Source organism: Novosphingobium sp. SG751A (assembly GCF_013149295.1).
Classification (GTDB): Bacteria; Pseudomonadota; Alphaproteobacteria; order Sphingomonadales; family Sphingomonadaceae; genus Novosphingobium.
In genome coordinates this window covers 64,872-88,703 of the sequence record NZ_JABGCB010000016.1, presented here as the reverse complement: position 1 = coordinate 88,703, position 23,832 = coordinate 64,872, and the positions used below count along the sequence as shown (strand labels likewise).

Below are 23,832 nucleotides of genomic sequence, written 5' to 3'. Positions count from 1 at the left end.
TCGGGAATAGGCCGCTCCATGATGACTCATCTCGAAATCTTGCGCCGCCGCCACCTGCCCTCCCACCTTCCGCCAAAAGGGAAAGCCATCATGAGCACAGAAACCGCCCCCCGCCACCAGATCACCCGCATGCGCCACGAAATCCGCCGCCGCATGCTGACCGTCCAAACCATCGAAGCGCTCGGTCCCAACATGCGCCGCATCACCTTCTCCTGCGAGGACCTGCATGATTTCGCCAGCGCCTCGCCGGACGACCACATCAAGCTGTTCTTCCCCGCGCCCGGTGAAGAAAAACCGCTGATGCGCGATTACACCCCCCGCCGCTTCGACAAGGCCGCAGGCGTGCTGGTCATCGACTTTGCCCTCCACGAGGCAGGCCCGGCCACCCAATGGGCCATTGACGCCAAGCCCGGCGACACGCTGGACATCGGCGGCCCGCGCGGCTCGGCGGTCGTCCCTGACGATTTCGACTGGTATCTCCTGATCGGCGACGAGGCCGCGCTCCCCTCCATCGGCCGCCGCACCGAGGAATTGCGCGCAGGCGTTCCCGTCATCACCGCCGTGGTGGTCGATGGGCCCGACAGCGAGCAGGTGTTCGAGGCCAAATCGGCCTGGCAGGGCCTCTGGGCCCATCGCGGCGGTGTGCAAAACGGGAGCGCGCAAAGCGGGGGCAAGGAAGACGCCGCCCGCCTGATCGCGGCGCTGGGCGGGGTGGATCTGCCCGCTGGCGATGGCTTCGTCTTTATCGCGGGCGAAACCGAAATGGCGCGGGCCTTGAAGGCTTATGTCGTCGATACACTCGGCCATCCGCGCGAATGGGTGAAGGCCGCCGGTTACTGGACGCGCGGGGTGGCGGACAGCCATGGGGGGATTGAGGATTAAGGGAGTTTTGCCTCCGGCGGGCAAAGGGCGGGGGCCCTTTGCAATCCCGATAATGGGGTGGGGCAGAATCGCAGGTGTGTGATTGTGTTAAAGCCTGCGGCGCGGCGGCCTCACGCCGTTTTGGCGCCGCAGGCTTTAGAAATTCAACGCCGCGTCCGATAGCCATCGGTCGAACCCATAGCGCGACAAAGACAGTAACGGGAGCGCGAGGGCCTAGACCCTCGCATTTCATCCTTCTTCCTTACCGGCCTCCAATTCCTCAACCGTCCCCTTGAACCCCTGAGCAATCACATACCACTCCGACGAATCCTTCCGACTCGCAGGCGGTTTGGCGTGCTTCACGGCGGTGAAATGGCGCTTGAGGATATTCAAAAGCCCCGGATCGGTCCCGCCTGCAAAGACTTTCGCCACGAATGCACCGCCTTTCGACAGGTTATGCACAGCGAAGTCCACAGCCGTTTCCACAAGGCCCATGGTGCGCAGGTGGTCGGTTTGCTTATGACCCACGGTGTTGGCGGCCATATCGCAGATCACCAGATCCGGCCGCCCGCCCAGCGCCTCCATCAGCGCATCGGGGGCCTCGTCGGCCATGAAGTCCATTTCGAACAGGATCGCGCCCTCGATGGGGTCGGTGGGCAGCAGGTCGATGCCGACCACGCCCGCCTGAGGCGCGCGCTGGCGTACCACCTGGGTCCACCCGCCGGGCGCCACGCCAAGGTCAACCACCCGCCGAGAGCCCTTCACCAGACCGAATTTATCGTCCAGTTCGATGAGCTTATAGGCGGCGCGGCTGCGATAGCCGTCCGCCTTGGCTTTTTTCACATAAGGGTCGTTCAACTGGCGTTGCAGCCAGCGGGTCTGCGACGCGGTACGGCCCTTGGCGCTTTTCAGTCGGGTGCCGGGATCGCGGCCGGAACGGCTCATGCCGGGCCTCCTTTATTGTGAGTGATGCCGATCAGGCTGCGCAAAATGCCTTCACGGATGCCGCGGTCGGCTACGCCGAGGCGCGCCGCCGGCCATAGATCGAGAATCGATTCGAGGATAGCGCAACCCGCCACCACCAGATCGGCCCGCTCGCGCCCGATGCACGCCACTTCGCGCCGCCCGGCCACGCTCAGGCTCGACAGACGCTGGCTGATCGCGCGCATGCTGGTGGCGGGCACGATGCAGCCGTCCACCGCGCTGCGGTCATAATGGGGCAGGTCGAGATGGACGCTGGCCAGCGTGGTCACCGTCCCGCTGGTGCCCAGCAGGCGCAAGGGCCCCCCTTTATGCTCAAGGTGATCGTGGACCAGTTCTTCGCGCAAAGGAGCGATGCGCGCGGCAAAAGCGGCAAAGCCATCGTCCACCAGCGCGCGCATTTCGGCATAGCGCTCGGCCCGGTCCTGCGGCGAATCGAGTTCGGGCCGACAGCTTTCGGTCAGCGAGACGACGCCATAGGGGATCGACACGAAATCGCGGATCAGCGGCACGCCGCCATCGTCCTGATGCTCGATCAGCACCAATTCGGTCGAGCCGCCGCCAATGTCGAACACCAGCGCCGGGCCGGGGCCGGGCTCGATCAGGATATGACAGCCCAGCACCGCAAGCCGCGCTTCCTCACGCGCCGAAATGATGTCGAGCGCGATCCCCGTTTCGCGGCGCACGCGCTCGATGAATTCCGGACCGTTGGTGGCGCGGCGGCATGCCTCGGTGGCGACCGAGCGGGCCAGCGCTACGCCCCGGCGGCGCAATTTATCTGCACAGATCCGCAGCGCGCCCATTGCCCGCTCCATCGCCGCATCCGACAATTGCCCGGTTTGCGCCAGCCCTTCGCCAAGGCGTACGACCCGGCTGAAGGCATCGACCACCACGAAACTGTCGCCCGCAGGCCGCGCGATCAGCAGGCGACAATTGTTGGTGCCAAGGTCGATGGCGGCATAGGATTGGCCAAACGGCCCATGAAAATAGGGCGCGGGCCGGGGGGCGGAGGCATCGGGCGTTTTGGCAGGAGCCTTGGCGCCGGATTTTGCCTGTGCCGATTTCGCTTGTGCCGATTTTGCCGCCACGCCGCGTTCGCGCGCCTTTGCCCCGCGCCTGCGCCTTGCGCCGCGCCGCGAAGTGGGGGGCGCTGCCGCCCCGGAATTGCTCTGCTCCGCAGGCACGACTGCGCCTTCGGGCTTACCGCCGGTTACGTCTACTCTCTGGTCCTTGCGCGGGGCGGCAGCGCGACTTTTGCGTGCCCGGCGCCTTGCTTTTTCCCCGCGCCTTTGAACCTTTGCTGGCGTGTCCGGCGGAGTGTGATCCGCCATGTGTAATTCTCAAAAATCTGTATCCCGCGAGATACGCGGGTAATGTTGCCCTCCATGCTAGCGCCGAGCGGCCTTCGGAGCAATGGTTGATAAGGAGGATTGTCGCATGGGGGGGCGATGCCCTGTCATTTTCCTCTTGACGGGTTGATAACAGGGCATTAGAGGCCCGCTCCACCGAACGGCATTGCCCTGTCGTCTAATGGTAAGACTACGGATTCTGATTCCGTCTATCGAGGTTCGAATCCTTGCAGGGCATCCAGTTCTTCTCAAATCAGTGACAACATTCCCGGCCTCAGGCCGCGGTCAGCATGATCGTGTCCAGCGTATAGGACCCGTCCTCCTCGATCCCGAAATGATCGGCCACTTCCTGACTGGCGCGCGCCTGGATGAGGCGAATCGCGGAGATGGCCGACGTGGGGGTGCGCATCCGGGCGGTCCATGCGGCAAATTCCATGCGCAGGCGGCCTTGCTGCTCATCCGTCACCGTGAAGCCCGCCTCGGCCAGCATTGCGGCCCATTGGTGCGCGCTGTAATTGCGCCCGTGCGAGGGGTCACGCAGCACTTCGATGGCCTGCAAATGGGTGTCGGCGGCGGCCGGCGACGGGGCGATCACATCGGCAAACACCGCCCGCCCTCCCGGTCGCAGCACACGGCGCGCCTCAGCCAGACCGCGCGCCACATCGCGCCAATGATGCGCGGAAAAACGGCAACCGATGAAATCGAAGCTGGCATCGGCAAAGGGCAGGGCTTCGGCGGCGGCGCGGGCGGTGACGATATGGGCGATGCCGCGCCGGGCGCTTTCCGCCTCCACGGCGGCCAGCATGTCGGCCGACAGGTCGCAGGCGGTGACGCGCGCGGCATGGGGCGCCATCGCATAGGCGACATGCCCCCCGCCGCAGCCCAGATCGAGCGCGTGAACAGGGCGCGCCTCGGCGGCCATGGCGGCGATATGGATCAGGTCCGCGCCCTGCGCATGGGTGGTGCTGGAAACGTAATCCTGCGCGGTGGCGCCGAACTGGTGCTGGACCAAAGTGTCGTGGCGGGTGGTCATGACTTTCTCCTTCGCCGCCGGGATGGCGCGGGATTTAACCTGTTACAATGGACATAATTATCCTGTTATAAAGCTTGCCATGCTGGATGATGAACATCGCAATCTGCTGGGCGCCTTTGTCCGCGCTCGCCGGGAGAGCATCGCGCCCGATACGCCCGCCATGCCAGAGCGCCGCCGCCGTACGCCGGGCCTGCGCCGCGAGGAACTGGCCGCGCGCGCTGGGATCAGCGTGACATGGGTGACGTGGATCGAGCAGGGCCGCGAGGTGCGCGCTTCAGCGCCAACGCTGGCGCGCCTGGCCGAGGGGCTGAGCCTGACCGGGGCGGAGCGGGCCTATCTCTTCACGCTGGCCGGGCGGGAGGACCCGCGCGATCCCTTTATGCCCGCCACGCAGGCCCCGGCGGCAATTGCGGCCATGGTCGAGGCGCTGCCCTGGCCCGCCTATGGGCTGGACCCGGCGTGGAGCGTGTGCTGCGCCAATTCGGGCGCGCGCGATCTGTTCGTGGGTCTGTTTGAGACCGAACCGGCCAATCTGCTGCGCTATATCTTCACCCATCCCCAGGCGCGCGCGCTGCTGCCCGATTGGGACGAGCGGTGCCACCGGGCGCTGGCCGAATTTCGGCGCGATTACGGGCGGGTGCTGGGCGATCCGCGCGTGGGGGCGATGGTGGAGGCGCTGATGGCCCAGAGCGCCGATTTCCGCGAGGCTTGGGCACAGCAAAAGGTGCTGGCGCGCGAGGGCGGCGCGCGCCGATTCCAGCACCCCACGCACGGGGCGCTATGCTTTACCCAGCACACTTTGGCCGAGGTCGAGCGCGGCGATTTCCGGCTGGTGGTGCTTCAGCCCTCAGCCTGAAAGCGCGCCACTTCGGCCAGAACGCGCGGCGCATGTTCGGGGCGGCAGATCAGCAGGTCGGGCAGATAGGTGTCGCGCTGATTATAGACCAGCGGTGATCCGTCGATCCGGCTGCAATGGAAACCATGGGCCAGAGCGACGGCGACCGGTGCGCAACTGTCCCATTCGAATTGTCCGCCCGAATGCAGGTAAATGTCGGCCTCGCCGCGAATCACGGCCATGGCCTTCGCGCCCGCGCTGCCCATGGGGACCAGTTCGGCGCTCAGTTCCTTGGCCACGAAGACTGCCTCGGCGGCGGGGCGGGTGCGGCTGACCACCATGCGCAGGACCGAAGGGGCGGGGGGGACGGCGACGGGCGCATCGCTGCGATACACCACGCCTTGGCCTCCATCCGCGCCCGGCAGCGCCACCGCGCCCAGCACCGGCGCGCCATTGACCGCCAGACCCACATGCACCGCCCAATCGGCCCGCGCCTCACCATATTCGCGGGTGCCGTCGACCGGATCGACGATCCAAACGCGCGACTGGTCGAGCCGCTCGAAATTGTCCTTTTCCTCTTCGGACAGCAACCCGTCCTCCGCCCGCTGCTGACGCAGGGCGTGGACGAGGAACTGGTTGGCCGTGGCGTCGCCCGCCTTGCCCAGATCCTTGCCCGTCACCAGCCCGCTGTCGCGCACGGTGATCAGCAATTGCCCGGCAACATGCGCCAGTTGGGCGGCCAGATCGGCATCGTTCAACATCAGATTTCCGCCGCCGGATCGTTGGGGGCAGCGCGCTCTGCGCCCCAGTTGATCGAGCTCCACACGCGTTCGTGGAAATAATAGAGCGCCACCTTGGTGATGATCTCGGTGCTGGCGATGGCGCCTGCCGTTTTGGCATTGCCGGAAAACAGCCAACTGAGAATGAAGGTGTCGATGCTGCCCAACACGCGCCAGCTGATGCCCTTGATCAGCGAGCGGCTATGGGTTTCATGGCCATTGAAGAGCAACATCTTCTACTTCACTCCCAGCGTTATTTTATCGCGTTTTTGCCAAGGCTCCGAGATGCTGGCGCATCAAGCCTTGGAAAGGCTCATGCGCCGCACCGGCTTTGACCATAGCGGCTCAGATTTCCGGCATCCAGTAATCGCCGAGCAATTTTGCCACGATCATTTCGGCGGCATCTTGCGGGCTGATCTTGGTCGTGTCGATGCGGATTTCGGGGTTTTCCGGTGCTTCATAGGGGCTGTCGATCCCGGTGAAGTTTTTCAGCGCCCCCGACCGGGCCTTCTTATACAGGCCCTTCACATCGCGCGCCTCGGCCACGTCCAGCGGCGTGTCGATGAAGACCTCGAAGAATTCGCCTTCGGGCGTCAGGCTGCGCGCCAGATCGCGTTCGGCGCGGAACGGGCTGATAAAGGCGGTCAGCACGATCAGGCCCGCATCGGTCATCAGACGCGACACCTCGCCCACGCGGCGGATGTTTTCGATGCGGTCGGCCTCGGTAAAGCCCAGATCCTTGTTCAGGCCATGGCGCACATTGTCGCCATCGAGCAGGAACGTGTGCTTGCCCAGCGCGTGCAGCTTCTTTTCGACCAGATTGGCGATGGTCGATTTGCCCGAACCCGACAGGCCGGTGAACCACAGCACGCCGGGGCGCTGGTTCTTGATTTCGGCGCGGGCCTCGCGGGTCACGTCCAGCGCCTGCCAATGGACGTTCTGGGCGCGGCGCAGGCTGAAATGCAGCATGCCGGCGGCCACCGTGCCATTGCCGATCTTGTCGATCAGGATGAAGCCGCCCAGCGCGCGGTTTTCCGCATAGGGTTCGAAGGTGATCGGGCGGTCGGTGGTGATTTCGGCCACGCCGATGGCATTCAGCTCCAGCGTCTTGGCCGCGCAATGTTCCATCGTGTTGACGTTGATGGTGTATTTGGGCGCCTGCACCGTGGCCGAAACCATCTGGGTGCCGATCTTCAGCCAATAGGCGCGGCCCGGGATCAGCGCATGATCGGCCATCCACACCACGCTGGCCTCGAACTGATCGGCCACCTGCGGGGGATTGCCGGCCAGCGCGATGACATCGCCGCGCGAGCAGTCGATCTCATCGGCAAAGGTCAGCGTGACCGATTGACCCGCGACCGCCTGATCCAGATCGCCGTCCAGCGTGACGATGCGTTCGACCGTGCTGGTCTTGCCGCTGGGCAGGACTCGGATGGCGTCGCCCGGTTTCACGCTGCCGCTGGCGATCAGGCCTGCAAAGCCGCGGAAATCGAGGTTGGGGCGGTTGACCCATTGCACCGGCATGCGGAAAGGCTTGGCGGAATCGCGCGTGGTGTCCACCTCGACCGTTTCGAGATGATCGACCAGACTGCGCCCGAAATAGGCGGGGGCCTGATACCACGGTGTGTTGTCCGACAGGGTGGTGATATTGTCGCCCATATAGCCCGAGATCGGCAGGGCGACAAAATCCTCGATGCCGATGCTGGAGGCAAAGGCGCGGTAATCGGCGACGATTTCGTCAAAGCGGGTCTGGGAATAATCGACCAGATCCATCTTGTTGACCGCCAGCACGATGTTGCGGATGCCGATGAGATGGGCAAGGAACGAGTGGCGGCGGGTTTGCGTGAGCACACCCTTGCGCGCATCGATCAGGATCACGGCGAGGTCGGCGGTGCTGGCGCCCGTCACCATGTTGCGCGTATATTGTTCATGGCCGGGCGTATCGGCCACGATGAACTTGCGCTTTTCGGTGTTGAAGAAGCGATAGGCCACATCGATCGTGATGCCCTGTTCGCGCTCGGCGGCCAGACCATCGACCAGCAGGGCAAAGTCAATGCCCTGACCCTGCGTGCCCACGCGCTTGGAATCGGCCTCAAGGGCGGCGAGCTGATCCTCAAAGATCATCTTCGAATCATAGAGCAACCGCCCGATCAGCGTCGATTTGCCGTCGTCCACCGACCCGCAGGTGATGAAGCGCAGCATCGTCTTGTGCTGATGCGTGTCGAGATAGGCGTCGATGTCCTCGGCAATCAGCGAGTCGACGACGTAAACCGGTTCCGGATGGGTGGTGTCGGTCATCAGAAATACCCCTGCTGCTTTTTGACTTCCATGCCTGCGCCGCCTGCATCCTTGTCGATGGCGCGCCCCTGCCGCTCGCTGGTGGTGGTCAGCAAGGTTTCCTGAATGACCTCAGGCAGGGTCTTGGCGCTGCTCTCCACAGCGCCCGTCAGCGGATAGCAACCCAGTGTGCGGAACCGGATCGAACGCATCACCGGGGTCTCGCCCGGCTGAAGGGGAAAGCGATCATCGTCCACCATCAGCAGCATCCCGTCGCGTTCAACGGTCGGGCGCTCCTCCGCAAAATACAAAGGCACGATGGGGATGTCGTTGAGATGGATGTACTGCCACACGTCCAGCTCGGTCCAGTTGCTGATCGGGAAGACGCGGATGGACTCGCCCTTGGCCTTCTTGGCGTTGTAAAGGTTCCACAGTTCCGGGCGCTGGTTCTTCGGGTCCCAGCCGTGCGAAGCGGTGCGGAAGGAGAAGATGCGCTCCTTGGCGCGGCTCTTTTCCTCGTCGCGCCGCGCGCCGCCAAAGGCTGCGTCGAAACCATACTTGTCCAGCGCCTGCTTCAACCCTTCGGTCTTCCACATGTCGGTGTGCAGCGCGCCATGGTCAAACGGGTTGATCCCGCGCTCCTGCGCCTCGGGGTTGTGATAGACCAGGAGGTCCATCCCTGAGAGTTCCGCCATCTTGTCGCGCAAATCATACATGGCGCGGAATTTCCACGTCGTGTCCACATGCAGCAGCGGGAAGGGCGGCGGCGCGGGATAGAACGCCTTGCGCGCCAGATGCAGCATCACGGCCGAATCCTTGCCCACCGAATAGAGCATCACCGGGTTTTCCGCCTCGGCCACCACCTCGCGGATGATGTGAATGCTCTCGGCCTCCAGACGCTCCAAATGCGTGAGCGTGGATCGGGCCAAACCTTGGGACATGGGTTCACTCCGGGAATTGCAATAAGGCGCCAAACGGCTTGGGCAGCCTACTACACGCGGCAAGGCGCAATTGGCCCCATGGCTTTTCTATCGCGGCCCAAAGCTATCTTTTGCGTTTTGGTTACGCTTATGAGCTCTGCTCAATCACCCAGATAGGGCGCGCGGCGCGGCAGGCTCAGGCTGACGAGGAAAACCATCACCATCATCGCGCTGACATACCAGTAGAACGCGCCCTCATGGCCCGCCTGCTTGGCCCAGAGCGCGGCATATTCGGCCGTCCCGCCAAAGATCGCGTTGGCCAGCGCATAGGAAAATCCCACGCCCAGCGCGCGCACCTGCGTGGGGAACAGCTCGGCCTTGATGATGCCCGAAATCGAGGTGTAGAAACTCATCAGCAGCATGGCGACGCAGATCAGCGCCCCCGCCATCACCGGCGATCCGGCCTTTTGCAGCAGCGCGATCAGCGGCACCGTCAGTACCGCCAGCCCGCCGCTGAAAATCAGCATATTGGCCCGCCGCCCGATCCGGTCCGACAGCGCACCCATCACCGGCTGGATAATCATGAACAGAAACAGGCTGACCGTCATCACCCGACTGGCCGTGGTGATCGGCAGACCTGCGGAATTGACCAGATATTTCTGCATATAGGTGGTGAAGGTGTAAAAGGCCAAAGACCCGCCCGCCGTGAACCCCAGCACCGAAAGGAACGCGCGCGGATATTGGCGCAGCAGAGCGATCAGGCTGCCCGCCTCTTGGGCTTGGCGTGCCTCGGCGCTGCCGCTTTCCTCCAGCCTTGATCGCGCCGCCAAGGCCACCAGCGCCGCCAGCGCCCCGATCACAAAGGGAATGCGCCAGCCCCATGCCTTTAACTCCGCCTCAGGCAGGAGCGATTGCAGGATCACTACCAGCAGCGCGGCCAGCAATTGTCCGCCCACCAGCGTGACATATTGAAAGGATGAGAGAAAACCGCGCCGCCCTTCTGTCGCGATCTCGCTCATATAAGTGGCCGCCGTGCCATATTCGCCGCCCAGCGCAAAACCCTGCACCAGTCGCGCGGCCACCAGCAGGGCGGGCGCCAGCGTGCCGATGCTGGCATAGGTGGGCAGGCAGGCGATGGCCAAAGACCCGGCCGCCATCGTCACCACCGAGATCACCAGCGCCAGGCGGCGCCCATGCCGGTCGGCAAAGCGGCCAAACCACCAGCCTCCGATGGGCCGCATCAGAAAGCCCGCCGCAAACACCCCCGCCGTGTTGAGCAATTGCCCGGTGGGGTCGGCCTTTGGAAAGAAGGCTCCGGCGAAATAGATCGAGCAGAAGGCGTAGATGTAAAAATCAAACCATTCGACCAGATTGCCGCTGGAGGCCGCGACAATCGCGGCGATGCTGCCCTGCTTGCGGCTCACGCAGCATCCTCCAACCCCAATGGCCCCAACCAATGCCGAACCAGCGCCAGATGCAGCCGAATGCCGGTTTCCATCACCCCATCGTTGAAATCATAATGCGGATTGTGCAGCGGCGGCGGATTGTCGCCCACCCCTTGCCCCAGCCAGATATAGGCGCCGGGGCGGACCTGAAGCATGAAGGAGAAATCCTCCGAGGTCGCCGCAGGTTCAGGCGCGCGCAGGGCCGTTCCCACGGTCGCAGCCACGGCCAAAGCATCCTGCGCGGCGGCGGGATCATTGATCGTGGCGGGGTAATAGCGGGTATAGTCCACGCTGGCCTCGACCTCGAAACTGGCCGCAATGCCCGCCGCGATCTGACGCAGGCGCTGTTCGATCCGGTCCTGCACAGCCGGGTCAAAGGTCCGCACGGTGCCGCCCACGCTCACCTCATCGGGGATCACGTTGAACGCCTGTCCGCCGCGGATCTGGGTGATGGAGAGAACGGCATTCGCGCTGGCCGGGATGTTGCGCGCGACGATGGAGTGCAATTGCTGCACCAGAGCGGCGCTGGCCAGCACCACGTCATGGGCGTCATGGGGGATGGCCGCATGGCCGCCCTTGCCCGACAGCACAATCGTGAACCGGTCCGCCGCGCCCATGATCGGCCCGGCGCGCGTGGCGATCGTGCCTGCGGGCAGGCTGGGCCAATTGTGCAGCGCATAGACCCGATCGCAGGGGAAACGCTCGAACAGCCCGTCCTCGATCATCGCCTTGGCGCCGCCTTGCCCTTCCTCGGCGGGCTGGAAAATGAAATGGATCGTGCCGTTGATGCCGCTGTGATCGGCGGCCAAAGCCTGCGCCGCGCCCAGCAGCATCGCCATATGCCCATCATGCCCGCAGCCGTGGAAACATCCCGGAATGGTGCTGGCATAGGGCAGGCCGGTTTTCTCATCGATGGGCAGCGCGTCCATATCCGCGCGCAGGCCTATCGAGCGGGGGCCATTCCCTGCGCGCAAGCTGGCCACCACCCCGGTCCCGCCGATGCCCTCATGCACCTCCAGCCCGATGGCGCGCAATTGCTGCGCCAGTACCCCAGCCGTGCGATGTTCGGCAAAGCCCAGTTCGGGATGGGCATGAATATCGCGGCGCAGCGCCACCAGAGGGGCGATCAGCCCGGCAAGATCGGTCATCGGTTCAGCCTTTGCGCCCGGTGATGGGCAGACCAAGGGTGATAATCCGGTATCGCGCAGGGAGATAGGCGTAAATTAGCTCACCCGGCCTGCTCCGGCTTGTTCGCCATATGCCAGCCCAGCGCCTCGACCTTTTCCAAAATAGTGTCGGCCAGAGGCGATGGCGGGATCACCTCGCCCCATGCGCGGTGAAAGCACAAAAGCCAGCCCTCGATCTCCGCCGCGCCGATGGGGGCGACGAAATGGCGCATACGCAGGCGCGGATGGCCATATTTGTCGGTATAAAGCGGCGGTCCGCCCAGCCAGCCGGTCAGATATTCGAACAATTTCTCCTCCGCCCGCGCAAGGGAAGGCGGATGCACATCGCGGCAGGCCTTGGCCTCGGGCAGCGTGTCCATCAGCGCATAGAAACGCGCGACCAGCGCCCGCACGACCGGCTCGCCGCCAAAGGCATCGTAAGGTGTCTGGCTCATGCGCGCGCCCATTCGATAATCCGGCGCGCATCCATCGCGCCCGCCTGCCGCTTGATCTCGCGCCCGCCGCGGATCAGCATCAGCGTGGGGATCGAGCGGATGCCATAGGTCGCGCCCAGTCCCTGTTCGGCCTCGGTATCGACCTTGACCACGCGGATAAAGGGTTCGAGCGCGGCGGCGGCCTGTTCATAGGCGGGCGCCATCGCCCGGCACGGCCCGCACCACGGCGCCCAGAAATCGACCAGCACCGGCAGCGTGCCGCGATGGACATGGGCCGCAAAACCGGCGGCGTCCAATGCCAAAGGATGGCCGGTGAACAGGCCCTTGTGGCATTTGCCGCATTGCGGCCCATCGCCCAGCCTTTCGCGCGCCACGCGGTTGGCGCCCCCGCAATGCGGACAGATCACGATCTCGCTTGTCATCCCTCCCATGTAGCGCGGCGGGCGCCTAATTCCAGAGGCGGGATTAAAAGGTGAAGCCGGCCAGCAATTCGGCGACATTGGCGCGCAGCCTTTGCAGCAGATCGAAGCGGACCCCCGCGCCTGCCATCGTGATGCGCGCGCCGCCGCTGGTATGGACCACATTGCTTTCATAGGTCGCGCCGATGCCGATCAGCGTTCCGGCCCATGGACGATACTGGATCTGGGCCAGACTGGTGGTGCTGGCGCTGTCGCTGATGCGGATGCCATGATCGGCCGCCGTGCCCACAATCTCGGCCGCGCCCAGTTTGATGAACCAGTGGCCATCTTCGCTTATGGGCAGGGTGACATGGCTGGGCAGCACCAGATTGCTCAGCGACAGCGCGGGGCTGGCCGGAGCCCCCGGCGCGCCATAGGCCCCCAGCCGCGCCTGAACCGCGCCGAACAATTCGTCGCTGTTCATATCCACGGTCAGGCCCGAGGCGCCAAATTCGCGGGCCAGCAGGTCGCGCGGGGTGGGACTGGCTTCCTGCGCATGGACGGGCCAGGCAAGCGTAGAGCAGGCAAGGGCCAGCAGCGCCGGGGCAAGGGCCCCCCGGCACTTCGGGAAAAAACAACAAACCATGGAGCAATCTCATTCGGGCGGCCTGCGGATGGTCGCAGGCCGCCCCGATCATCATTTCCGGGGGAAGTAATTGCCCGGCACGTAAATGGGCATCGAATCCTCCCATTTGCTGTCGGTGACGATGCGCTTGTTGCCGCCATCCCAGTCGCACACCCAGATCTGGCCATATTGCTGGAAGGTCATTTCATAGAGCGCCGCCTCGTCGCGGAAGCCCTGTTCCGATCCCGACCACAGGATGCGATTGTCATAGGACCACACCGCATGGCCGTCCGAACCCTCATGGGTGGTGATGCGGTGCAATTTGCCGGTGTCGGGTTCGATCGTGTAAACGTCGAAATTGCTGTCGGCGCGCTTGCGGGTGAACACGATCCACTTGCCGTTGGGCGACCAGCCGGGAAGATTGTCGGCCTCCTGCGTCAGCACGGTGACCTTCTTGGTGGTCAGGTCCATCAGGCGCAGGCCCTTCTCCTTCTCGCTCCACACGCGGAACACGATGCGGTTGGGGTTGGTGGGATCGACGCTGGGGAAGCCGGAATGGACGGTGCCGTCGGTCATCTGTTCGGCCCCGGTGCCGTCGCGGCGCACGCGCCAGATGGCGGCGGTCTCATGGCCCCGCTCGGCAAACCAATAGCCGAGGCCGAAGACGATCCATTTGCCGTCACCCGACCAACTGGGCTGAAACGCGCCCGCCAGCCCCATTTTGACGCGGGCAATGTCGAGCCCGTGGCCGGAGGATTCAAACACCTTCAATTTGCCGCTGCCATCGGGGCGCATGATAAAGATCGAGGAATTGCCCAACTGCTTTTCGGTATAGACCAGCCAGCCATCGCGTCCGATAATCGGGAACACGTCCATGTGGCGGTAATCCCAGTCCTTGTCCCAACTGAACAGCTCCTTGCCCAGCGGGCGGATCGGCTGGAACGAGGTCTTTTCGTAGATCACGCTCTTGCTATCCGCGCTCCAGCGGGGCGAACGGAACTTGCCCAGCACCGGCGCGCGGTCCGATGTGTAATGCAGCCCTTCGTTCGGCCCGTATTTGACCAGATAGCCGATCTCGGTGTCATTGATGAATTGCGGTTGCAGCTTCAGATCGTTGCCGCTGGTGTGATAGGTCCATTCGCGGCTGGCCAGATCCATCGAGACGATCTGCGAGGGCGTCTTGCCGACATAGTTCGGACGGCGGGCGCCCCATGTCGCCTCGCGGCTGAGTTCGTGGAAAACAATCCGCGTGCCATCGGGCGAGAATTTGGGCGAGCCGAGGCAATATTCGGGGCGCTGGGCCAGCTTTTCAAAGCCGGTGCCATCGACGCGGATGCGATAGATCGCCAGCTCCTGCGTATGCTCCCATCCCGCGCCGCCATCATGGCCGTACCAGCGTGTGTTGCGATCGGACGAGAACGCCAGCCATTGCCCGTCGGGCGACCATGCCGGGCGGAAATAGCCATCGGGCATGCCAAGCTCGCCATGGATGTCGCCAATGCCGGTCAATTGCCTGAGCGCGCCGCTGGCGATGTCCAGCACCCAGATATTGGCGCGATAGCCATTGCGGGTGGACACAAAGGCCAGCTTCGTCCCATCGGGCGAAAGCACGCCCGCATCATCCACATTGTCCGAGGCGACCAGCGGCTCGATACCCGTGCCGTCGATTTTGGCACGATAGATATCGCTTTGCCCATCGCCCCGGCGTTCGGAGGTGAAGGTCACGAAATCGCCCTTGGCGCTGGGGGCGCCATTGTAATCATACTGGCTCTCGCCCAGCAGCTTGCGTTCGCCCGTGCCGTCGAGATTGGCGATGAAAAGCTGCGAGATCGAGGGGGCGATGCGGTTCATGAACATCACGCCCTTTTTGCCCGCCACGGCGGCCTGCGCCGCGCCGCCGGCCGCCGTGGCCAGAGACGCCAGCGAGGCGCCCAGAAATTTACGTCGATCCATCAGACATGTCTCCGAATTTATGCCGCATCGGGCGCCCGTTGTCCGGGCCGTGGATGATCTATGGGCAGAGTGCGGGGGGAATTGCACCCCCCATGGCGGCGATCTTATCCCGTTGCATCACCTTTGGATCGCCCGCCGGAGGCCGGGGCCGCGCTCTAGTGCGCCAGTTGCGGGTTCTTTTCCCGCTCGATCATCCGGTCGATCATGCGCAGCGCCATGATCGGCGCGCGGTCGATGGCGATGGCGGTGCGCTGGCGCAATCCGGTTTCCTCCTGCTCGCGCTGGATGGCGGTCACCATGTCCTTGTCCTCGTTGAAGGTCTTTTCCAGACTGGCGCGCAAACCCGCCTCGAATTCGGCGTCATCCTGCCGGAAATTGCGCAGGTGGAGCCAGAAGAAATGGGTCGAGCTGTCGGTTTCGGGGGTGAGGAACTTATAGCTGAAATTGCGCAGGCCCCCATGCATCAGATTATGCTCGGAGCGCTCCATGCCCGCCGGGATCACGGCAATATCGACAAAGCTGGTGGCGGGCAGTTCGAAATGGAACGAGACTTGGCGGTCTACATGGGAATCGCCAAAATCGCGGCTTTTGCGGTCGAGCGGGGTGGGCGGCACATCCTCGATCCAGCGATAGGCTTTCAACCCATGCTCGCCCTGCGCCACCTGCACCGGCACATCCTTGGCCGCGCGATTGCCGATGGTTTCCTTGTGCAGAAAGGTGGTGTGGGCCGGGTCCATCAGGTTTTCGATCTCGATCCGGTAATTGCCATTGTGATGCTGATAGCCCCCGGTGATCGCGGCCCAGCCTTCTTCCCCATACCCTGCGATCCGGGGCAGGCGCGCCGGATCGGCCCGTCCCACCCCGGTCCAGATCCAGACCAGACCATAGCGTTCGACCGCCGGATAGGCGCGGGTGCGCGCGGTGGGGGGGATGATGTCCTGTCCGGGGATGGCGATACAGGCGCCCTGTGTGTCGAACACCATGCCGTGATAGCCGCAGCGCAGGCCCCCATCGGCGCACTCGCCCATGGACAGCGGGGCAAGCCGGTGCGGACAGCGATCCTCCAGCGCGCCCACCGCGCCATCGGGCGCGCGAAACAGCACGATGCGTTCGCCCAGCAACCGGCGGGCCAGCGGGCGTTCGGTGATCTCCTGGCTCCATGCCGCGGCGTACCAGTGGTTGCGGACAAAGCCCTGCGTGAAATCGGCCTTGATCGACATAGCATTTCCTCGTCCCATTATTCGAATATGGGCCAAGGATAGGCGCGCGCTTCCGCGTGAAAAAGGCGCGGTTCCGAACGGCAATGTTGCGCATTCCGCACGCCCAAGGCGCGCCCTTGTCGGCAAACCTGCGGCGCGACATGGATTGTCGCCAAACCCGCGGCGTGACATGGATTGTCGCTAAACCCGCGACAGTGCATTGCAGGCGCGGCTATCGAACCGGGCGGGGCGCTCGGTTAAGCATTCTCCCATGATCGGAACCGTCCACCCGCGCTGCCATGGCGCCGGGCAAAGAGACGAACAATGGGAGAGTTTATGAGCCATCAGAGCGCCATTTCGCGCATGCGCAGCCTTGCGCTGTCCTGCACCATGTTGATCGCGCCCGTCGCCGCCCCCATCGCTGCCCACGCGCAGCAAAGCGGTCAATTGGGCGAGATCATCGTCACCGCGCAAAAGCGGTCCGAAACCGCGCAGAATGTGCCGGTGGCGATTTCCTCGCTCGATCCCGTCCGGCTGGAGCGCGCCTCGATCACCGATACGACCGAGTTGAAGCAGCTTAGCCCCGCGCTCAATTTCAACACCAACCTTGGCGGGTTTGGCCAACCGCGCATTCGCGGCATCGGCACCACCGCCACCGGGCCGGGCATTGAAAACCCGGTCGCGACCTATGTGGACGGGGTTTATATCGGATCATCCACCGGTGCGATCTTTCAACTGGCCGATGTACAGCAGGTCGATATTTTGAAAGGCCCGCAAGGCACGCTGTTCGGCCGCAACGCCACGGGCGGCGTGATACAGGTGACGACCAAGGCGCCCAGTCAGGATTTCCACGCCTCGGGCCAGATCCGTTATGGCAATTACGATACGTGGGGCGGGTCGGCCTATCTGTCGGGCGGGCTGGCGCAGGGGCTGACCGCCAGCATCGCGGGCGTCTTCAACCAGCAGGACAAAGGCTATGGCATGAACCTTGCCACCGGCCATCAGGTGCAGAAGGGCTGGGATTACGGGTTGCGCGCCAAGCTGCACTGGGCGTCCGAGGATGGCGCCACCTCGATCACGCTGGCGGGCGATTATGCCAAACTGAGCCGCAGCGATCCGGCGATCCGCACCTATCAGGGGCTGACCATCCTGGGAACGCCGACGCCGGGCGGGCCGCGCGACATCAACCTGAACGTCGATCCGCGCGTCAACACGCGGCAGGGCGGGGGGATGATGAACATCCGCCATGATTTCGCGGCCATGCAACTGGTCAGCATCACCGCCTATCGCGAGGCCCAGCTTTTCACCATCATCGATGCGGATCAAACACCGGCGGGCAGCCTGACCTTCAGCGAGATCCAGAAGGACCGCCAGTTCACGCAGGAGGTGCAATTACTCTCCACCGCCAAGGGGCCGTTCAAATGGGTGCTGGGCGGGTTTTATATGTGGTCACAGGGCAAATATGACCCGATCACCACGCGCGGCGTACTGGCCTGCGGCTATGCCTGCGCCGATTTCAGCATCAACCAGAAGGTCAAACAGACGCTCAACTCCTATGCTGCCTTCGCGCAAGGCTCCTATGCCATCGACCCGGCCACCAATCTGACGCTGGGCCTGCGCTATACCGGCGACCGGCGCCAGATGGAGGAAAGCCAGACCATCACCACCGTCCCCTTCTTCGGCGCGACCAGCGTGGTCAATGTCAACGCTCCCTTGGTCAGCAAGACTTTTCCCAAGCTGACATGGCGGGCGGCGCTGGATCACCGCTTCTCGCCGCAGGCCATGGCTTACGCTTCTTATAATCGCGGCTTCAAGAGCGGGTCCTATCAGCCCGACAGCTTCCCGCCGCAGGTGTTGCAGCCCGAAACGGTCGATGCTTTCGAGGTGGGGCTGAAAACCGATCTGATGGATCGCCGGGTGCGGTTGAACCTTTCGGCCTTCTATTACGATTACACCAATATTCAGGCGAACCAGATCATTCAGGGTCAGCTCTACGTCTATAACGCCCCCGGCTCGATCAATTATGGCCTCGACGCGGATCTGGCGGTGAAGGTCACGCCCGAGCTGACGCTGACCGCCAGCGCGGCATGGCTGCATGCGCGGTATAAGAACGGGTTCAACACGCCCTTCTGGTCGGTGCCGATTCCCAATGCGGCCTCGAATGCCAATCCGTTCTTCCACGCGGTGGGCGGCAATTCGGTGATCCAGTGCGTGGCGGGGACGAATTATGCGGGCACGGTCTTTGCCCCTTGCGATGCATCGGGGCGCCATGTGCAGAACACGCCTGATGTCACGCTCAACGCCGGGTTCGATTACACCACCGCACTGGGCAATGGCACGATCAGCCTTGCGGGCAATGCCTATTACAATGGCGGCTATTACGATGATCCGCAAAACCGGCTGCAACAGCGCCATTATACCCTGCTTGACGCCTCGCTGACCTATAGCGCGCCGGGGGATCGCTGGTACGCCAAGGCATGGGGCAAGAATCTGGCCGACGCCTTTTACTCGCAGCAGCAGAATGCACTGGATGTGGGCGATAACCGGGTGGCTGCTCCGCCGCGCACCTATGGGGTGACGCTGGGCTTCAAATACTGATCGGGGGGGCTCTCGTGCATAATCCTTTCGCTTTGCCCGCCGCGATCCCCTTCTATCCGCAATTCGGCCTGTTCAGCGTGGCGGGCGGGCTGGTGCGGCAATGGGAGTATAATGGCTGGAAGCCGGAAAGCCTGTCGTGGAAGCGCTCCTGCTATATCCACGCAGGCCTCTCGGGCATGGGCCAGATCACCTATCGCGGGCGCGATGCCGGGGCGTTCCTGGCGCAGACCTTTGTGAACGGCTTTGCCAAGTTCCGGGTGGGCACGGCCAAACATGCGATCGCCTGCGATGGGAATGGCAGAATCGCGGGTCATGGCGTGTTGCAGAAATTGGGCGAGGAGGAGTTCAAACTCTATGTTGCCGGGGCTTGGGCGCCCTATGCCTTTTCGCGCTTTTCGGGCGATGTGGAGCAGGTGGTCAGCGATGATTTCCTGTTCCAGATCGCCGGGCCGACCGCGCTGGCGGCGCTGGAGGCGGCAACGGGCGAATCCCTGCGCGACATTGCCTTCCTACGCTATCGCCAGACGCAGGTGGCGGGGCACGGCGTGCAGATCATGCGGTTGGGCATGGCGGGGACGCTGGCGTTTGAACTGCATGGCCCCATGGCCCATTCGCCCGAAATCTATGATGCGATCCTGCGTGCAGGCGCCCCCCATGGCATCGAGCCGCTCGGCTGGCAGACGTTTCAGGTGAACCATGTCGAGGGCGGCTTTCCCCAGCAGTTCTGGACCTTTTCCTCATCGATGCATTGGGACGCAGGTTGGCGGGCGTTTATGGGGGGCCGTTTCCCCGATCCGCAGATGGCGGGCAGCATTGCGCCTGATGACACACGCGCCCGTTGCCGCACGCCCGTCGAGGTGGGCTGGGAAAAGTCGGTGCGGCTCGACCATGATTTCACCGGCCGCTCGGCGGTGGAAGAGGAACTGGCCAACCCACGCCGCACGGTGGTGACGCTGGAATGGGAAGCGGACGATGTGATCGACATCTATGCCTCGCATTTTCGCGAAGGGGCGGAGTATAAATATCTGGAGATCCCGGTTTCCCCCGCCAATCGTGGGGTCTGCGGCCATGCCGATCATGTGATGAAGGGGGATCGGGCCGTGGGCGTCTCCTCCGGCACGGTCTACAGCTATCATTTCCGCAAGGTCATTTCCCACGCCACGATCGATAGGGCGCAGGCGGTGATCGGAAACGCGGTCACGGTGCTGTGGGGCGATCATGGCGGGCCTATCAAGGAGGTGAGAGCCAGAATCGCGCGCTTTCCCTATCTGGATGAGGGCCGCAATCAGAGCATAGATTTGGAGAGGACGTGATGCAGCGTCGGATGATGTTGAAGGCCGGGGGTGTTGCTCTGGCCATGATGGCGGGCGGATTACGGGCACAAAGCCCCAAGGCCCGCATCGTCCTGCTCGGCACGGCGGGCGGCCCGCCGCCGCATCTGGCGCGCAGCCAGCCCGCAACCCTGCTGGAGGTGGGCGGCAAGCGATACCTGATCGATGCGGGCGAGAATGCGGGCCAGCAATTGCTGCGCGCCGGGGTCCAGCCCTCGAAGGTGGATCTGACCTTGCTGACCCATCTGCATTGGGATCACACGCTGGGGCTGGATTATCTGATGGCGACGGGCTGGATGCTGGGGCGCAGCGTGCCCATGCCGATCTGGGGCCCGCCCGGCACGCGCAAGCTGGTCGAACGCACCGCCTTGGCCATTGGCGTTGGCGAGGATATTTTCCGCGCGCAGGCCGCCGCCCGCCCGCCTTTGGCCGGGCTCTATCCTCCGCGCGAGTTCGATGTGAGCGCGCCGCAGGTGATTGCCGAGCAGGACGGGGTAAAGATCAGCGCGGTGGCCAACAGCCATTTTGCGCAGATCCGCAGCGCCCCCCATGATTACGGCGTGGACAAGGCCTATGCCTATCGCTTCGACACGTCGGCCGGCAGCGTGGTGTTCACCGGCGACACCGGGCCTTCGCCTGCGCTGGGCGAACTGGCCAGGGGGGCCGATGTGATGGTGTCGGAAATCGTCGATCTGGAATCGATCCGTGCGGGATTGGTGGCCAATGGCACGGCTGGCGCGGCGCTGGATATGTTGATGCAGCATATGGCGCATCAACACCTGACCCCCGAGGCCTTGGGCACGATGGCCAGCGCGGCGGGGGTGAAGAAGCTGGTGTTGACCCATTTCGTGATGGGCAAAGGTGGAGAGGGGGAAAGCCTGCTTGCACCGCTGCGCCGTGCCTTCCCCAAGGGTGAGATTATTCTGGGGCGCGATCTGCTGGAAATCCCGCTGGGGTAAGGCGTCGGGCCGCATCCAGCGTGTTGCGCAGCAGGCAGGCGATGGTCATCGGCCCCACGCCGCCCGGAACCGGGGTGATGACGGCGGCGTGATCGCATTCATCCGCCGCCACATCGCCCACGATCATCGCGCGGCCATCCGGGCCGGGAGTGCGGTTGATGCCCACGTCGATGATGATCGCGCCGGTCTTCACCCAATTCCCCCGCACCAGATGTGCAACGCCTGCCGCTGCGATGATGATGTCGGCGCCCCGGCATATCTCCGGCAATCCGCGCGTGTGAATATGCGTCACCGTTACCGTGCATTCGCGTTCGAGCAGCAGCAGCGCGGCAGGTTTGCCCACGATGTTCGATTTGCCGATCACCACGGCCTTCAAACCCCGGAAATCCTCCACCACCTGTTCGAGCAGCAACATGCAGCCCAGAGGCGTGCAGGGCACCAGTCCGCCTTGCTTGCCGGTGGAGAGGCGCCCGACATTGACCGGATGGAACCCATCGACATCCTTGCCCGGCGCGATGGCATCCAGCACCCGGTCTGCCGCCATTCCGGCTGGCAGCGGCAATTGCACCAGAATGCCATGCACCCCCGGATCGTCATTGAGCGCACCGATCAGCGCCAGCAATCGCGCCTCATCGGTGGTGGCGGGCAGGCGATGTTCGATCGAGACAATCCCCACCCGCGCCGCCGCCTTGCGCTTGCGCGATACATAGATGTGGCTGGCGGGATCATCGCCCACCAGCACCACCGCCAGCGCGGGGGACGTATCCATCGTTGCCACGATGCCGCGCAATTCCTCCTCGATCTCGCGGGCCAGAAGGTCGCCCCTGAGCACCTGCACCATCGTCAGTTTCCGAAAACCACGGTGCGCGCGCCGTTGAGGAACACCCGATGCGTCAGATGCCAGCCCACCGCCCGGCCCAGCACGCGGCTTTCGATTTCGCGGCCCTTGCGCACCAGATCCTCGGGCGTGTCTTCATGCGATACCGCTTCGACGGCCTGATGGATGATCGGCCCCTCGTCCAGGTCGGCGGTGACATAATGGGCCGTCGCGCCGATCATCTTGACCCCGCGCGCATGGGCTTGATGATAGGGTTTGGCGCCCTTGAAGCTGGGCAGGAAGGAATGGTGGATGTTGATGCAGCGGCCCGAGAGGAAGGCGGCCAGATCGTCCGACAGGATCTGCATATAGCGGGCAAGGATGACCAGTTCGGCCCCGGTTTCCTCGACCAGCGCCTTGATGCGGGCCTCCTGCCTCGCCTTGGTGTCGCGGGTGATGGGCAGGTGGTGGAAGGGGATGTCGCCGATCTGGCTGACGGTCATCGCGTCCTTGGGATGGTTGCCCGCGATGGCGACGATCTCCATCGGCAATTCGCCCATGCGCTGTTTATACAGCAGATAACCAAGGCAATGGTCGAATTTCGACACCAGAATCAGCGTCCGAACCGGGCGTTCGCTGGGCGTCAGGCGCCAGTCCATCGCAAATTGCGCCGCCAGATCGCGCATCGCCGCCTCCAGCCCTGCGCCATCGCCCTCTGCCTCGAACACCACGCGCAGGAAGAACCGCCCTGTTTCGCGATCATCGAACTGGCGCGAATCGAGGATATTGCCGCCATGCGTCAGGATCGCGCCCGATACGCCATGGACAATGCCGGGCCGGTCGGGACAGCTCAGCGTGAGGGTGAAGGACTGGGTCATGCTCTCTCTCCTGAATATTATGTCTGAATGGGGGATCAGGCCGAACGGGCCAGCGGCGCGCGGGCGCCGTCGAGCCAGCCTGCGAATTGGGCAAAGCCGCCAAAGGGAAACACATGCAGATGGACCGGGCCGAGAGCCTGTGCGCTCAGCCCGTCCTGCAACTGGCCCAGAAAGCGGTCCGGCCCGGCGTTGCCCAGCAGGCGGGTGAGCGAGAGGCCATATTTGCCCACCACCCCGGCCGAAGCCGCCACCCCGCAGCGCGCGGCAAAGCGCAGCAGGGTGCGTACGCTGGCTGGGCCCGGAATGCCGATGCGTACCGGAGCGGTGATCCCGCGCGCGCGCAGTTCGTGGAGCCAGCGCAGGACCTGGCCCGCGTCAAAGGAGAATTGCGTGACGATCTGCGCCTCGATCCCGTGCTGGCGCAGGGCCTCGATCTTATCCTCCATCGCGGCCCACAGGATGGCGGGGGCAACATCGGGATGGCCGTCGGGGTGGCCCGCAAGGCCGACATGGGCGAAGCCATGCCGCTCGATCAGGCCCGAACGGATGACCGAGAGACTGTCGGTAAAGGGGCCGATGGGCGCGGAAAGGTCGCCCGCGATCAGGAACAGCGAGGAGGAATGCGGGCGCAGCGCGGCCAGCAGGCCATCGAGCGCATCAAGGCCGGCAATGCGGCGGGCCGAGAGATGCGGCACAGGCGCAAAACCGGCCCGCGCCACAGCGGCGCAGGCGGCAATGCGGGCCTCATCGCCTTCCTCGGGCAGCCATGGGACAAAGACCTGCGCGGGGCGCAGGCCATCGGCATCCAGCGCGCCCAGCGTGGCGACATCCTTTGTCGTGGCTTCGATACTATAGGCGTTGAAAAGGGCGTTCATGGCTAGGATCGTTCCTTGGGTTGATCCTTTTCGCCTGCCATTGTTGCGGGCGGGGCGGTAGCATCCGAACCTGCAACAATCCCGTGCCGCCATGACGG

Annotated in this window: 22 protein-coding genes and 1 tRNA gene; 6 read left to right on the top strand and 17 right to left on the bottom strand. The window is 64.0% G+C overall.

Features of this window, described 5'->3' with window-relative positions; translation table 11 throughout:
* Positions 1–90: 90 nt before the first annotated feature.
* On the top strand, positions 91–882 hold the full coding sequence (locus FHW96_RS19905; RefSeq protein ID WP_172342328.1) for a siderophore-interacting protein: 792 nt from the start codon (positions 91–93) through the stop codon (positions 880–882).
* A 228-nt stretch (positions 883–1,110) separates the two neighbouring features.
* Here the strand turns inward: FHW96_RS19905 and FHW96_RS19900 are convergent, their stop codons facing one another.
* Positions 1,111–1,806, bottom strand: coding sequence for an RlmE family RNA methyltransferase (locus FHW96_RS19900; protein WP_172342327.1), 696 nt, complete (start codon positions 1,804–1,806; stop codon positions 1,111–1,113).
* Complete coding sequence (locus FHW96_RS19895; protein ID WP_172342326.1) at positions 1,803–3,173, bottom strand: Ppx/GppA phosphatase family protein; 1,371 nt, start codon at positions 3,171–3,173, stop codon at positions 1,803–1,805. The genes FHW96_RS19900 and FHW96_RS19895 overlap by 4 nt, the downstream gene beginning before the upstream one ends.
* 185 nt (positions 3,174–3,358) lie before the next feature.
* On the opposite strand from FHW96_RS19895, the gene FHW96_RS19890 reads away from it, so the two are divergent.
* Positions 3,359–3,432, top strand: a tRNA-Gln gene (locus tag FHW96_RS19890).
* A 33-nt stretch (positions 3,433–3,465) separates the two neighbouring features.
* Here the strand turns inward: FHW96_RS19890 and FHW96_RS19885 are convergent.
* Entirely contained in the window at positions 3,466–4,224 is a 759-nt protein-coding gene (locus FHW96_RS19885) for a class I SAM-dependent methyltransferase (protein ID WP_172342325.1), read from the bottom strand.
* Positions 4,225–4,303: 79 nt separating this feature from the next.
* Here FHW96_RS19885 and FHW96_RS19880 point away from each other — a divergent pair, with 79 nt between their 5' ends.
* Positions 4,304–5,080 carry a helix-turn-helix transcriptional regulator gene (locus tag FHW96_RS19880; RefSeq protein ID WP_172342324.1) on the top strand — a complete coding sequence of 259 codons (777 nt, stop codon included), beginning with the start codon at positions 4,304–4,306 and terminating at the stop codon, positions 5,078–5,080.
* Here FHW96_RS19880 and FHW96_RS19875 read toward each other — a convergent pair.
* From FHW96_RS19875 to FHW96_RS19825, 11 genes are all read right to left on the bottom strand, one after another.
* A complete protein-coding gene (locus FHW96_RS19875; protein ID WP_172342323.1) occupies positions 5,065–5,820 on the bottom strand; it encodes a 3'(2'),5'-bisphosphate nucleotidase CysQ in 756 nt (251 codons plus the stop codon). The genes FHW96_RS19880 and FHW96_RS19875 overlap by 16 nt on opposite strands.
* Positions 5,820–6,071, bottom strand: coding sequence for a DUF2061 domain-containing protein (locus FHW96_RS19870; protein WP_172342322.1), 252 nt, complete (start codon positions 6,069–6,071; stop codon positions 5,820–5,822). The genes FHW96_RS19875 and FHW96_RS19870 overlap by 1 nt, the downstream gene beginning before the upstream one ends.
* A gap of 112 nt (positions 6,072–6,183) precedes the next feature.
* Positions 6,184–8,136, bottom strand: coding sequence for a sulfate adenylyltransferase subunit CysN (gene cysN, locus FHW96_RS19865; protein ID WP_172342321.1), 1,953 nt, complete (start codon positions 8,134–8,136; stop codon positions 6,184–6,186).
* Entirely contained in the window at positions 8,136–9,056 is a 921-nt protein-coding gene (gene cysD / locus FHW96_RS19860; RefSeq protein ID WP_172342320.1) for a sulfate adenylyltransferase subunit CysD, read from the bottom strand. The genes cysN and cysD overlap by 1 nt, the downstream gene beginning before the upstream one ends.
* Before the next feature lie 140 nt (positions 9,057–9,196).
* The gene (locus FHW96_RS19855) at positions 9,197–10,459 is read right to left on the bottom strand and encodes an MFS family transporter (RefSeq protein WP_371815764.1); all 1,263 of its coding nucleotides are present in this window, start codon (positions 10,457–10,459) and stop codon (positions 9,197–9,199) included.
* A complete protein-coding gene (locus tag FHW96_RS19850; RefSeq protein ID WP_172342318.1) occupies positions 10,456–11,628 on the bottom strand; it encodes a M20 aminoacylase family protein in 1,173 nt (390 codons plus the stop codon). The genes FHW96_RS19855 and FHW96_RS19850 overlap by 4 nt, the downstream gene beginning before the upstream one ends.
* Positions 11,629–11,708: 80 nt before the next feature.
* Positions 11,709–12,101, bottom strand: coding sequence for a group II truncated hemoglobin (locus FHW96_RS19845; RefSeq protein WP_172342317.1), 393 nt, complete (start codon positions 12,099–12,101; stop codon positions 11,709–11,711).
* Complete coding sequence (gene trxC, locus FHW96_RS19840) at positions 12,098–12,523, bottom strand: thioredoxin TrxC (RefSeq protein ID WP_172342316.1); 426 nt, start codon at positions 12,521–12,523, stop codon at positions 12,098–12,100. The genes FHW96_RS19845 and trxC overlap by 4 nt, the downstream gene beginning before the upstream one ends.
* A 43-nt stretch (positions 12,524–12,566) precedes the next feature.
* Positions 12,567–13,145, bottom strand: coding sequence for a hypothetical protein (locus FHW96_RS19835; RefSeq protein ID WP_172342315.1), 579 nt, complete (start codon positions 13,143–13,145; stop codon positions 12,567–12,569).
* Between the two features lie 51 nt (positions 13,146–13,196).
* Positions 13,197–15,077, bottom strand: a complete 1,881-nt coding sequence (locus FHW96_RS19830) for a PD40 domain-containing protein (protein WP_172342314.1) — start codon at positions 15,075–15,077, stop codon at positions 13,197–13,199.
* 155 nt (positions 15,078–15,232) lie between these two features.
* Positions 15,233–16,297: an aromatic ring-hydroxylating dioxygenase subunit alpha gene (locus tag FHW96_RS19825; protein ID WP_172342313.1), complete on the bottom strand. Its 1,065-nt coding sequence runs from the start codon at positions 16,295–16,297 to the stop codon at positions 15,233–15,235.
* 315 nt (positions 16,298–16,612) lie between these two features.
* Between FHW96_RS19825 and FHW96_RS19820 the strand changes: the two genes are divergently transcribed.
* The 3 genes from FHW96_RS19820 to FHW96_RS19810 are packed head-to-tail and all read left to right on the top strand — an operon-like array spanning position 16,613 to position 21,164.
* Positions 16,613–18,874: a TonB-dependent receptor gene (locus tag FHW96_RS19820; protein ID WP_172342312.1), complete on the top strand. Its 2,262-nt coding sequence runs from the start codon at positions 16,613–16,615 to the stop codon at positions 18,872–18,874.
* A gap of 14 nt (positions 18,875–18,888) precedes the next feature.
* A complete protein-coding gene (locus tag FHW96_RS19815) occupies positions 18,889–20,187 on the top strand; it encodes an aminomethyl transferase family protein (RefSeq protein WP_172342311.1) in 1,299 nt (432 codons plus the stop codon).
* Positions 20,187–21,164, top strand: a complete 978-nt coding sequence (locus FHW96_RS19810; protein WP_253951099.1) for an MBL fold metallo-hydrolase — start codon at positions 20,187–20,189, stop codon at positions 21,162–21,164. Before FHW96_RS19815 ends, FHW96_RS19810 begins: the two co-directional genes overlap by 1 nt.
* Here the strand turns inward: FHW96_RS19810 and FHW96_RS19805 are convergent.
* From FHW96_RS19805 to FHW96_RS19795, 3 genes are read right to left on the bottom strand one after another with little or no spacing between them, the layout of a single operon-like run.
* Positions 21,124–22,005, bottom strand: a complete 882-nt coding sequence (locus tag FHW96_RS19805; protein ID WP_172342309.1) for a bifunctional 5,10-methylenetetrahydrofolate dehydrogenase/5,10-methenyltetrahydrofolate cyclohydrolase — start codon at positions 22,003–22,005, stop codon at positions 21,124–21,126. The two genes, FHW96_RS19810 and FHW96_RS19805, sit on opposite strands and share 41 nt — an antisense overlap.
* Positions 22,006–22,007: 2 nt before the next feature.
* Positions 22,008–22,859, bottom strand: coding sequence for a formyltetrahydrofolate deformylase (gene purU, locus FHW96_RS19800; RefSeq protein WP_172342308.1), 852 nt, complete (start codon positions 22,857–22,859; stop codon positions 22,008–22,010).
* A gap of 35 nt (positions 22,860–22,894) precedes the next feature.
* The gene (locus FHW96_RS19795) at positions 22,895–23,734 is read right to left on the bottom strand and encodes a methylenetetrahydrofolate reductase (protein ID WP_172342307.1); all 840 of its coding nucleotides are present in this window, start codon (positions 23,732–23,734) and stop codon (positions 22,895–22,897) included.
* Positions 23,735–23,832: the final 98 nt, after the last annotated feature.

What these genes read in the sequence shown, in the direction of transcription:
- FHW96_RS19905 (WP_172342328.1), top strand. Translation starts at nt 91, where the DNA reads ATGAGCACAGAAACCGCCCCCCGCCACCAGATCACCCGCATGCGCCAC.
- FHW96_RS19900 (WP_172342327.1), bottom strand. Translation starts at nt 1,806, where the DNA reads ATGAGCCGTTCCGGCCGCGATCCCGGCACCCGACTGAAAAGCGCCAAG.
- FHW96_RS19895 (WP_172342326.1), bottom strand. Translation starts at nt 3,173, where the DNA reads ATGGCGGATCACACTCCGCCGGACACGCCAGCAAAGGTTCAAAGGCGC.
- FHW96_RS19885 (WP_172342325.1), bottom strand. Translation starts at nt 4,224, where the DNA reads ATGACCACCCGCCACGACACTTTGGTCCAGCACCAGTTCGGCGCCACC.
- FHW96_RS19880 (WP_172342324.1), top strand. Translation starts at nt 4,304, where the DNA reads ATGCTGGATGATGAACATCGCAATCTGCTGGGCGCCTTTGTCCGCGCT.
- FHW96_RS19875 (WP_172342323.1), bottom strand. Translation starts at nt 5,820, where the DNA reads ATGTTGAACGATGCCGATCTGGCCGCCCAACTGGCGCATGTTGCCGGG.
- FHW96_RS19870 (WP_172342322.1), bottom strand. Translation starts at nt 6,071, where the DNA reads ATGTTGCTCTTCAATGGCCATGAAACCCATAGCCGCTCGCTGATCAAG.
- cysN (WP_172342321.1), bottom strand. Translation starts at nt 8,136, where the DNA reads ATGACCGACACCACCCATCCGGAACCGGTTTACGTCGTCGACTCGCTG.
- cysD (WP_172342320.1), bottom strand. Translation starts at nt 9,056, where the DNA reads ATGTCCCAAGGTTTGGCCCGATCCACGCTCACGCATTTGGAGCGTCTG.
- FHW96_RS19850 (WP_172342318.1), bottom strand. Translation starts at nt 11,628, where the DNA reads ATGACCGATCTTGCCGGGCTGATCGCCCCTCTGGTGGCGCTGCGCCGC.
- FHW96_RS19845 (WP_172342317.1), bottom strand. Translation starts at nt 12,101, where the DNA reads ATGAGCCAGACACCTTACGATGCCTTTGGCGGCGAGCCGGTCGTGCGG.
- trxC (WP_172342316.1), bottom strand. Translation starts at nt 12,523, where the DNA reads ATGACAAGCGAGATCGTGATCTGTCCGCATTGCGGGGGCGCCAACCGC.
- FHW96_RS19835 (WP_172342315.1), bottom strand. Translation starts at nt 13,145, where the DNA reads ATGGTTTGTTGTTTTTTCCCGAAGTGCCGGGGGGCCCTTGCCCCGGCG.
- FHW96_RS19830 (WP_172342314.1), bottom strand. Translation starts at nt 15,077, where the DNA reads ATGGATCGACGTAAATTTCTGGGCGCCTCGCTGGCGTCTCTGGCCACG.
- FHW96_RS19825 (WP_172342313.1), bottom strand. Translation starts at nt 16,297, where the DNA reads ATGTCGATCAAGGCCGATTTCACGCAGGGCTTTGTCCGCAACCACTGG.
- FHW96_RS19820 (WP_172342312.1), top strand. Translation starts at nt 16,613, where the DNA reads ATGAGCCATCAGAGCGCCATTTCGCGCATGCGCAGCCTTGCGCTGTCC.
- FHW96_RS19810 (WP_253951099.1), top strand. Translation starts at nt 20,187, where the DNA reads ATGCAGCGTCGGATGATGTTGAAGGCCGGGGGTGTTGCTCTGGCCATG.
- FHW96_RS19805 (WP_172342309.1), bottom strand. Translation starts at nt 22,005, where the DNA reads ATGGTGCAGGTGCTCAGGGGCGACCTTCTGGCCCGCGAGATCGAGGAG.
- purU (WP_172342308.1), bottom strand. Translation starts at nt 22,859, where the DNA reads ATGACCCAGTCCTTCACCCTCACGCTGAGCTGTCCCGACCGGCCCGGC.
- FHW96_RS19795 (WP_172342307.1), bottom strand. Translation starts at nt 23,734, where the DNA reads ATGAACGCCCTTTTCAACGCCTATAGTATCGAAGCCACGACAAAGGAT.